The following is a 10,381-nucleotide window of genomic DNA, read 5'->3' as shown; positions in this document are numbered from 1 at the left end:
GGCTCAGCGCCCCTGATAGCGCGCTGCTCTCTTTTCCAGGAACGCCTGCATGCCCTCCTTCTGGTCCTGCGTGTCGAATAACATCTGGAAGGCGCGCCGTTCCAGCGCCAGCGCACTGTCCAGCGCCATATCCTGACCCTGTTGCATGACCTCCCGGATCGCCCGCACCGCCAGCGGCGGCATGGCCGCAATGGTGCTTGCCAGTTCACGCGAGCGCGCCAGCGCCTGGCCGTCTTCGCAGACTTCCGAGACCATGCCCATGGCCAAGGCGTCGCGTGCGCTGACCGCTTCGCCGGTCAATACCAGCTTCATGGCCTGGTACTTGCCGATGGTGCGCACCAGCCGTTGCGTGCCGCCGGCACCCGGCATGATGCCCGCGCGGATTTCCGGCTGGCCCAGCCTGGCAGTCTCACCGGCGACGATGAGGTCGCAGCACAGCGCCAGCTCGCAGCCGCCGCCCAGGGCATAACCTTCCACTGCCGCGATCAGCACCTTGTCCACACGGCGCAGCACATTGAAGACGCGGTCGGTGGCTTGCAGGGTATGCGAGGTCGGCGTCATCGTCGCCATTTCGCCTATATCGGTCCCGGCGACGAAATAGCGGTCCGAGCCGGTGAGGATGATCACGCGTACCGCCGGGTCCGCCGCCGCCACGTCGATCAGCTCGGCCAGGGCCTGCTTGACCTCCAGATTGAGGGCATTGCGGCGTTCCGGCCGGTCGATGGTGATGACGGCCACCGCGTCGGAGATTTCGCAGCGGACGGGCGCCGTCCTGTCGGCAGCCTGGCTCATGCGCTGGCCCTCTCGGAAAAGAAGGCGCGATTCGTCAATGCCATGCGCGCCAGCAGCGGCGAGAGACGGTAGCGGTCCTCGCCATAGCTCAGTGACAGATGGCGGATCACGCGCGCCACATGGGCAATGCCGATGCGGTCGGCCCAGGCCAGCGGCCCACGCGGATAGTTCACGCCATTAAGCATCGCCAGATCCACATCGGCGGCCGTGGCAATCGCCTGCTGCACGGCGTCCGCTCCTTCGTTGGCCAGCATCGCCACGGTGCGCATGACCACCAGCCCCGGGCAGTCATCCAGCACGACGACCGACTTGCCGATACCGGCGAAGAAGGCCTGGGCGACCGTGAGTGCATGGCGATCCGTCTGGTCGGCCGGCGCCAGCGCAATGCTGCGCGCCTGACGGTAGTCCAGGGCCAGGTCGAAGACCACCTGCACGCCATCCCGGGCAAAGCGCTCGCTGGCACTGCGGCCGTCGCTCAGGGCCAGGGTCACGCCATCGATGTGCAGCACGCCCGCGCCGTCGGTCACACGTACTGGCAGGCCATGTTCGTGCGCCAGGTCGATGAGCGCGGCGGCGGGGCCCAGTTCGCCTTCGGCGATGACACTGCCTATGGTGTAGCCGGCAGGGGTGTCGGCGCCGGGCCTGACCGCGTCGCCTGTCTGCGCCTGCGCGTCATAACGGTAGAAGCCGCGCCCGCTCTTGCGCCCCAGCCAGCCGGCGTCGACCAGCTCCTTCTGCAGCAATGACGGTTTGTAGCGCGGATCCTGGTAGAGCGCGTCGTAGACCGATTGGGTGACGGCGTAATTGACGTCGTGGCCAATCATGTCCATCAGCTCGAAGGCGCCCATGCGGAAGCCGCCCGTCTCGCGCAGCACCCGATCCAGGGTGGCGGCATCGGCAGCGCCCTCGGCCAGCAGGCGCAGCGCCTCGCCATAGTAGGGGCGGGCGATGCGATTGACGATGAAGCCCGGCGTGGAGCGGCAATGCACCGGGACTTTTTTCCAGGCCAGGGCGGTCTCGAAGATGGTCTGCACCACTGCCTCGGCACTGGCCTTGCCGCTGACCACCTCGACCAGCGGCAGCAGCGGTGCCGGGTTGAAGAAGTGCATGCCCACTACCTGCTGTGGCCGTGCCAGTCCGGCGGCGATGGCGGTGATCGACAGGGAGGACGTATTGCTGGCGATGATGGCGTCCGGGCGCAGCAGTTGCTCCAGTTGCGACAGCACGGCGATCTTCACGTCCAGTCGTTCGACGATGGCCTCGATCACCAGTGCGGCGCCGGCCAGTTCCTGCAGGCTGCCGCCGCGCAGGCGGGCCAGGCAGGCGTCGTGATGGGCCTGGTCTATCTTGCCCTTGGCCAGTAGCCGGGCATAGCGGGTGCGGATGCCATCGAGGCCACGTTCCAGTGCGCCCGCTGCGGCATCGTGCAAGACCACCGGGTGACCGGCGTCGAGAGCCACCTGGGCGATGCCGCTGCCCATGGCGCCGGCGCCGATGATGCCGATGAGGGTGTCTGGTTTCAAGGCGTTCATGTGGGTATGCAAAGAGCTCATGGCGTGGTCAGGCTGCGGCGGTGCGGGGCTTGGGCTTGACGCCCAGCAGAAGGGTGAACGCACCCACCAGCATCCATGCGCCGAAGTAATACTGGCCGGTGGCGAGGCTGCCGGTGGTGCTGGAGAGCCAGCCCACCAGCATCGGGCTGAACACGCTGCCGATACCAGCCAGGGTGCTGAGCAGGGCGATGCCGGCCGCCAGTGCGGTGCCGGAAAGGAATTGCGCCGGCAGGATCCAGAACGGTCCGGTCAGGCTGAAGGTGCCCGCGGTCACCAGGGTCAGCATCGCCAGCGACAGGGGAATGCTGTTCTGCACCGAAGGCAGAGCGATCCAGCCGATGCCGGCGATGATGGCCGGGATGGCCACGTGCCAGCGGCGCTCGCCGGTGCGGTCGGAGTGACGGGCATTGAGATACTGGATGACGATGGCTGCAGCAAAGGGAATGGCCGAGAGCAGGCCCACCGTGGCGATGTCATGCACGCCCGCCTTGCGGATGATGGTGGGCAGCCAGAAGAACACCCCACCGGTGCCGACCAGCACGGCCACGCCCATGCCGGCCAGCCAGTACAGCTGAGGATTACGCAGCGCGTCGCCGAAGGAATGCCCGCCGCCCTTGGGTTTGGCGGCCTGGTCGGCCTGCATGTCGGCCGTCACCAGGGCGCGTTCTTCGGGAGTGAGCCAACGGCAATGATCCGGCTTGTCATTCAGGTAGAAATAGGCCACCACGCCCAGCACGCAGGCTGGCAGGCCTTCGATGATGAACAGCCATTGCCAGCCGCGCATGCCCGCCACGCCCTCGAAGGCGTGCATCAGCCAGCCCGAGAGCGGGCCGCCGATCAGTCCGGCCAGCGGGATGGAGGCGGTGAACAGGGCCGTGAAGCGTGCACGGCGAGACAGCGGAACCCAATAGGTGAGATAGAGCAGCATGCCCGGAAACAGCCCTGCCTCGGCCGCGCCCAGCAGCAGGCGCATGAGGTAGAAATGCGTGGCGGTCTGCATGAACGCCAGGGCGGCACAGAACAGGCCCCACAGCACCATGATGCGCAGCAGGGTCTTGCGCGCACCGATCTTTTGCAGCCACAGGTTGCTGGGGACTTCGAAGAGGATGTAGCCCACATAGAAGATGCCGGCGCCGATGCCATAGATGGCATCGGTGAAATTGAGATCGGCCAGGAAGTGCAGCTTGGCAAAGCCGACGTTGGAGCGGTCGATGAAGGAGACCACGTACACCAGCATCAGGAAGGGCATGATGCGCCACAGGATCTTGCGGTAGGTGGCATCAGCCAGCGTGGTGCGGTCCGGTGCCATGGACTGCTTGCCGGCCTGCCCCAGGGATGGGGAATCAGCGTTGCTCATCGGGTCTCCTCGTTCATTGTTCTTTATCGATGCTGTTGGATGCGCCGGCCTCCTGCCTCGTGTCTCATGCAAGGGAAGGGGGGGGGCGGATCATTAAAATCATTAGGTCATACTTATGACCTTTTGGAGAGAATACCGGGCCGATGCCTTGCTGTCAAATCCGGGATGGGGAGGTGGTCCGGTGCGGCGGCCTTGCATGCCCGGACCGCGATGCGCTCGGTCGCGCAGCTTATTCCAGCCCCAGCTTCTCCCAGCGGTAGGAAAACTGTCTTGGCGTGAGGCCCAGTAGTTGCGCGGCGCGCGACTTGTTGCCGGCGCTTTGCGTCAGCGCCGCCGTCAGTTGCGCTGCGGAGTGCGAGGCCACTGGGGCATACGGCCTGACCGCAACAGCAGTCGATGCCACGTCCTGGCCCCAGGAGGCACTGTCCATCGGCCGCATCGCCGCCTCCTGATGCTGTGGTGGCAATGGCTGCGCCATGCCAGAGCTTTTTCGCTTGTCCGGCAGGAAACGCGCTATATCGCGGGCATCGAGGATAGGGCGCTCAGCCAGCAGGATCGCGCGCTCGATGAGATTGGAGAGCTCGCGGATATTGCCAGGCCACTCCTGCTGCTGGAGCAGGTCCAGCGCATCCTGGGAGAGATTGACATTGCGCTGGTGCGCCTGGTTGATGTGATTGAGGAAATGCAGGACCAGCGCTGGAATGTCCTCACGCCGTTCGGCCAGCGAGGGAAGATGGATGGGGATCACATTGAGCCGATAGTACAGATCCTGCCGGAATGCGCCGACCTCGACCTCACGCGCCAGGTCCCTGTTGGTGGCGGCGACCAGCCGCACATCGATGGCAATTTCCTTTTTGCCCCCCAGGCGCGTAATGGTGCCTTCCTGCAAGGTACGCAGCAGCTTGGTTTGCATTGCCAGCGGCATCTCACCGATCTCATCGAGAAAGATGCTGCCTGCATTGGCCTGCTCGAACCATCCAGCACGTGCAGTAGCTGCGCCGGTAAAGGCGCCGCGCTCATGCCCGAACAGTTCCGATTCGAACAGCGTGTCGGGGATGGCAGCGCAATTGATCTTGATGAAGGGCTTGTCGCGCCGCGGGCTGGCAAGGTGCAGTGCGCGTGCGAAGAGTTCCTTGCCGGTCCCGGATTCGCCCATCAGCAGGACACTGGCTGTAGCGTCGGAAACCCGCTCAAGCTCAGAAATTGCCTTCAGTAGCGAAGGGGCGGTACCGACGATCCCATAGCGGGTGGCCTCGGCTTGCAACGCCTTGGTCAGGATTTCATTGCGCTGTTCCAGCACCTTGGTCTTGGCCAGAAGACTCTGTTGCAGTTGCAGCAACTGGCCCGCCAGCGTACTGAGGATGCGCAGCACCGTGAGGTCGTCACTGAGCGTGCGCATCCGGCTGCGGATGCGGTGACAGGCCATCACGCCCACGGTCTGGCGGTCGATCTTGATCGGCATGGCGATGAAGGAAACCGGGCCGGAGGGAAGGTCCTCCCGCCGCACCGTACGCAGCAGGAAGCGCGGTTCCTGGTCAATATCCTGGACGATGGTCAACTGCCCGGTCGCCAGCACGCGCCCGGTCACGCCATCGCCAGGCTGGTACACCCCGCGTGCCATCTCCTGGCGCGTCATGCCATATGCGTAATGGATGCGCGCCGTCTCGCTACCCTCGTCGCGCAGGACCACGCGGCCCCGGTTCAATCCCAGTAGTTCGGAGAGCAGATGCAGCATCTCGCGCAGGACCACTTCGGGAGAAAGGCTCTTGCCGACCAGGGACATTACCTGTTCAAACAACAGCATTTCCTGTTGGCGCCAAAACGACGGCGAGCTATCGGAATCGATGTCGATTTCGGGGTCAGGGGTCATGGAGGCCGGTGGTGGTGAGCAAAAGAATGGACCGGTCAATTATCGCCATGAAGATTAACAATGTCTACAAATTGTAAACATTGTCGGACATTTGGTGGGTGGATAAAATTGTCACTGAAAATAGTTTTTATGATTTAAATCAATGACTTACAGTGATAAATCGTCTTGGCACAGCTTTTGCCATTAGGGAAGGGCCGGAGAAAGATCTTCTGGCTGGCACGGCGCCAAAAGCCGTTATTTCCCAAGGAGCGTTCCGTGACTACCGCCACCCCCCAGACCGTCCAGACCTATCTGCGTCCGATTGATCGCGACGGACTGATGAAATTCGCCGAACAGGGCCGTGACAACCCCGCGCGTCGCGGCACGAACAAGGTCCATACCGTTGTCGAGGGTCAGTACCGCACTCTCAGCTATGTCGGTGACCACGCCGCCGTGGTGGTGGATGAGCCGCTACATCTGTTCGGAGAAGACACCGCGCCAGCCCCGGGCGAGATCGTGCTGTCTGCGCTGGGCGGCTGCCTGGCGGTGGGCATCACCGCCGTGGCGACCTGGAAGCAGGTCAAGCTGTCGCGTCTGGAATTGTTCGTGGAGGGCGATATCGGCAACCCCGCTGCCTGGGGTGCCGGTGGCGCGCAGATGCAGCCTTCCGAGATGGGCTTCCAGGCAATCCGCGTCAAGGTGCTGGTGGAAGGCGATGCCAGTCGCGAAGAACTTGACGAGATCGTCAAACAGGCCAACTTCTACTCGCCAGTGGCCAACACCATGCGTAACCCCATCCCCTTCAGCATCGGCCTGGCCGACTGATTTCGTCGCGCCAGTCCCCGCCATCAGCTTGTTGAGGAGAACGTCATGACCACCATAGATATCCGTAGTGCACAACTCGATCCGGCCCTTGGCGATGCCGCCGTGGTGGCCGCCGTGGCCGGTGTTGCGGTCGACCAGTTGGCGCCGCTGGCGACCAGGATCGACCATGAGGGCCACTATCCGCTGGAGGTCATGGCGTCGCTGGCGCGCGCGGGGGCCTTTGCCGGCCATTTGCGGCGCAACGGCGAGCGTTATGGGCTGGCGCTGGGCGCCATGCATGAAATCAGCAGGCAGTGTGGCTCGACTGGTTTCCTGACCTGGGCGCATGACGTCTGCGCGCTGTATCTTGAACAATCCGGCAACCCCGCCCTCGACGGCCAGTTGCTGGACGACCATGTGGCAGGGCGCAGCTTCGGAGGCACCGGCCTGTCCAATCCCATGAAGGCCTTCGCCGGGATCGAACGAATGTTGCTGCGCGCGCGACGGGTAGCGGGCGGTTACCGGGTCAGCGGTGCCTTGCCCTGGGTCAGCCATATCGGGCCGGGTCAGTACTTCGGCGCGATTGCCTCGGTCTATCGCGATGACCAGTCGCATTCGCATGACATCATCTTTCTGGTTCGCTGTGACCAACAGGTGGTGCTGCGTCAATGTCCGGAGTTTTCCGGGATGGAAGGCACCAGTACCTGGGGTGTGCGTCTGGAGGATTACTTCGTCGGCGAAGACAATATGATCGCCGATCCGGCCCGGCCTTTTATTGAAAAGATCCGCGCTGCCTTCGTCCTGCTGCAGATAGGAATGGCCACCGGGCTGATCCAGGGAGCGCTCGATTCCATGCGCGACGTGGAACCGCTGCTGGGGCATGTGAACCAGTTCCTGGACGACCGCCCGGATGAACTGGAAGCCGAATATCTCGAACTGGCTGGCCGCGTCGCCAGGCTTGTCGGCTCGCCCTTCGACGGCAGCAAGGATTATATGCTGGACGTGCTCGACGCCCGCGCCCAGGGGGCCGAGCTGGCGCTGCGAGCGACCCAGTCGGCATTGTTGCATCAGGGCGCGCGCGGCTACCTGATCAACTCGGCCCCGCAACGGCGCGTACGCGAGGCGCATTTCGCAGCCATCGTCACACCCGCCATCAAGCATCTGCGCTCGGAAATGGCGCGCCTGTCCCGCGAAGAGGTGCCGGCATGAGCCTCGCTGTCGTGAAGTGGCGCCAATACCTGTGCCGCGCCTGCGGCCTGATCTACGACGAACAGGAAGGCGATCCCGATAGCGGCCTGCCGCCGGGAACACGCTTTGAAGACATACCCGACGATTGGGTTTGCCCCCTGTGCGGTGTGGTCAAGGCGGACTTCGAGCCCTATGCACCGCAGTCGGAGGCGCCGCCGCCGCCGTCGGGCGCAACGATGCAGGCTTCGACGCACCGCCGCGGGGTCATCGTCGTCGGTGCCGGCATCGCTGGCTGGTCGGTGGTCGAGGCGCTTCGCAAGCTGGATGCCGATGTTCCCATCACCCTGGTGACTGCCTGCGCCGGGGACCGTTATCACAAACCGGAGTTGTCGATCGCACTCAGCCGCAAGCTCGACCCCGCTGCCCTGGTACGCGAATCGGCAGCCGAATCGTCCCGACGTCTTCGGGTGCGTCTGCTCAGCGGGACCTATGCCATCGGCATTGCTCCTGGCCTGCGACAACTGCGTACCACGCGCGGCACCCTGCGCTATACCGACCTCGTGCTGGCCCAGGGAGCCAAGCCCTACCTGCCGGCCGAGGTGCCGCCTGCGTTGTGCTGGCGCGTCAACGATCTGGCAGGTTGGAGTGGCCTGCAAGCAGGTCTTGCAGGGGCTGCAAGGCGCGTGGCCATCATCGGCGCCGGCATGGTGGGGTGCGAGCTGGCCGAGGATTTTGCGCGCGCAGGGCATCAGGTCAGCTTGCTTGACGTAGCAGCGCTGCCACTGGCGCAACTGCTGCCGCCGCAAGCCGCTGAGCGCATGCGTGCCAGTTTCCGGTCCCAGGGCATTGCCTTCTACGGGCAGACCCGGATCAGCCACATCGCTGGTAGCGCGCAAGGCATCAAGGAAATCCGCGGTGCCGACGGCCTTAGCCTCAGTTGCGACCAGATCGTGGTCGCCACCGGCCTGCATACCGAGAGCCGCCTGGCCCGCGGTGCGGGGCTGGCGTTCGAGCGAGGTATTACGGTCGATGCCGCTACCTTGCGCACCAGCGCCGAGCACATCTATGCGCTGGGCGATTGCATCAGCATCGCCGGCACACCCTGTCGCTTCATCGAACCATTGGCGCGTCAGGCAGCCGTGATCGCCGCCCAGTTGCTCGGCCTGGCCGGGCCGCAATACGAGCACCGGCCGCCGGTCATCCGCCTCAAGACCAAATCGCTTTCGGTGGTACTGCATGGCCAGCCCTGCGCCAATGGCCAATGGCTGGTTCTGGAGGACAGCCCGGAGGTCCTCCGAATGCATCAGCTCTACCAGGACAAGATCGTTGCCGCACTGGACATGAGTGTCCCGCGACAACGCCTGGCCGCCTGATATCGCCGCATCTCTGTTGATATTTCACCCATCCACTCCCAACCAGGGGCCTTGCATGACCGATAAAAATCTCTATCGTCCGTATTCCCTCGACACCTCGTTGGCGGCCTGTTCATGCGGCCAGCATGCCTCCGAGGAGGAGCATGCGAACCAGGCCGCAGCGGCCAGCGCGACCCGATTGGCCCGCGCTGGAGACGTCGAGGCGCTGTCATGCGACTTCGTCGAAGCGGCCGCCGTGCGCGCGCTGTTTCCTCACGATGCCACGCGCCGCAACCTGATCAAGGCCATCGGTTCCCAAGCACTGATGGCTGCAGTGGCGTCAGTGCTGCCGTTGGGTAGCCTGCAGGCGCAAGCGCTGGAAAAACAGGGCAGTCTGGAAAAGAAGAGCCTCAGGATCGGCTTCATTCCCATCAATTGCGCGACGCCACTGATCATGGCCGACCCGATGGGCATGTACCGGGAGCAGGGCCTGGATGTGACCCTCAGCAAGACCGCAGGCTGGGCGCTGGTACGCGACCAGATGATCAATGGCGAACTGGATGCCTCGCATTTCCTGGCGCCCATGCCGCTGGCAATCTCCGCCGGCCTTGGCGCGGCCGCGCAACCGATGCGGGTAGCCATGATCCAGAACATCAATGGTCAGGCCATCACGCTGGCACTGCGGCACAAGGACAACCGTGATCCGCGTCGTTGGAAGGGATTCAAGTTCGCCATTCCCTTCGAGTATTCGATGCACAACTTCCTGTTGCGCTATTACCTGGCCGAGCATGGCATCGATCCCGACCGCGATGTGCAACTGCGGGTGACGCCACCGGCGGAAATGATCGCCAACCTGCGCGCCGGCAATATCGACGGCTTTCTCGGTCCCGATCCCTTCAACCAGCGTGCGGTATACGACCAGATCGGTTTCATCCATCTGCTGACCAAGGATATCTGGAACGGCCATCCCTGCTGTGCCTTTGGCACCACGCACGCCTTCATCGACCGCAACCCCAATACCTTCGCGGCGCTCTACCGGGCCATTCTCAACGCCAGCGCCATGGCGCACAAGGCCGAGAACCGGGCGGCCATCGCGCGGGCCATTTGCACCCCGGGCTATCTGAATCAGCCCGAGACAGTGGTACTGCAAGCCCTCAGCGGTCGTTATGCCGACGGTCTGGGTAATGTGCGCAACGAACCGGATCGCGCGGATTTCGACGCCATGCCCTGGTACTCGATGGCGACCTGGATGCTGACCCAGATGAAACGATGGGGCTACATCAAGGGGGATATGAACTACCAGGCGCTGGCGGAAAAGGTGTTCCTGCTCACTGACGCGCGTCGCCAGATGACAGCGCTGGGCATGCAGGTGCCGGCGGCGGCCAGCAATGGCTACCGTTCGTTCAGCATCATGGGCAAGACCTTTGATCCGACCAATCCGCAGGGCTACCTGAACAGCTTCGCCATCAAGCGAACCTGACCGCAG

General features: G+C 63.9%; 8 protein-coding genes. 4 read left to right on the top strand and 4 right to left on the bottom strand.

Annotation, left to right across the window (positions count from 1 at the left end):
* Positions 1-3 precede the first annotated feature (3 nt).
* The 4 genes from HFRIS_RS20845 to HFRIS_RS20830 form a co-directional block, all read right to left on the bottom strand.
* A complete protein-coding gene (locus HFRIS_RS20845; protein WP_006464978.1) occupies positions 4-792 on the bottom strand; it encodes an enoyl-CoA hydratase-related protein in 789 nt (262 codons plus the stop codon).
* Positions 789-2,324 (bottom strand): 3-hydroxyacyl-CoA dehydrogenase, encoded by a 1,536-nt coding sequence (locus HFRIS_RS20840; protein ID WP_006464976.1) that lies wholly within the window; start codon positions 2,322-2,324, stop codon positions 789-791. Before HFRIS_RS20840 ends, HFRIS_RS20845 begins: the two co-directional genes overlap by 4 nt.
* Before the next feature lie 28 nt (positions 2,325-2,352).
* A complete protein-coding gene (locus HFRIS_RS20835; RefSeq protein WP_006464975.1) occupies positions 2,353-3,702 on the bottom strand; it encodes an MFS transporter in 1,350 nt (449 codons plus the stop codon).
* 229 nt (positions 3,703-3,931) lie between these two features.
* On the bottom strand, positions 3,932-5,506 hold the full coding sequence (locus HFRIS_RS20830) for a sigma 54-interacting transcriptional regulator (protein WP_152486732.1): 1,575 nt from the start codon (positions 5,504-5,506) through the stop codon (positions 3,932-3,934).
* Positions 5,507-5,890: 384 nt separating this feature from the next.
* Between HFRIS_RS20830 and HFRIS_RS20825 the strand changes: the two genes are divergently transcribed.
* From HFRIS_RS20825 to HFRIS_RS20810, 4 genes are read left to right on the top strand one after another with little or no spacing between them, the layout of a single operon-like run.
* On the top strand, positions 5,891-6,376 hold the full coding sequence (locus HFRIS_RS20825; protein ID WP_077237461.1) for an OsmC family protein: 486 nt from the start codon (positions 5,891-5,893) through the stop codon (positions 6,374-6,376).
* 45 nt (positions 6,377-6,421) lie between these two features.
* A complete protein-coding gene (locus tag HFRIS_RS20820; protein WP_006464972.1) occupies positions 6,422-7,564 on the top strand; it encodes an acyl-CoA dehydrogenase family protein in 1,143 nt (380 codons plus the stop codon).
* Positions 7,561-8,916 carry an FAD-dependent oxidoreductase gene (locus HFRIS_RS20815; RefSeq protein ID WP_006464971.1) on the top strand — a complete coding sequence of 452 codons (1,356 nt, stop codon included), beginning with the start codon at positions 7,561-7,563 and terminating at the stop codon, positions 8,914-8,916. The genes HFRIS_RS20820 and HFRIS_RS20815 overlap by 4 nt, the downstream gene beginning before the upstream one ends.
* A gap of 55 nt (positions 8,917-8,971) precedes the next feature.
* Positions 8,972-10,375, top strand: a complete 1,404-nt coding sequence (locus tag HFRIS_RS20810) for a CmpA/NrtA family ABC transporter substrate-binding protein (RefSeq protein WP_006464970.1) — start codon at positions 8,972-8,974, stop codon at positions 10,373-10,375.
* Positions 10,376-10,381: the final 6 nt, after the last annotated feature.

Origin of the sequence: Herbaspirillum frisingense GSF30 (assembly GCF_000300975.2) — a bacterium.
GTDB lineage: Bacteria > Pseudomonadota > Gammaproteobacteria > Burkholderiales > Burkholderiaceae_D > Herbaspirillum > Herbaspirillum frisingense.
This window is presented reverse-complemented; position numbering and strand designations above follow the sequence as displayed.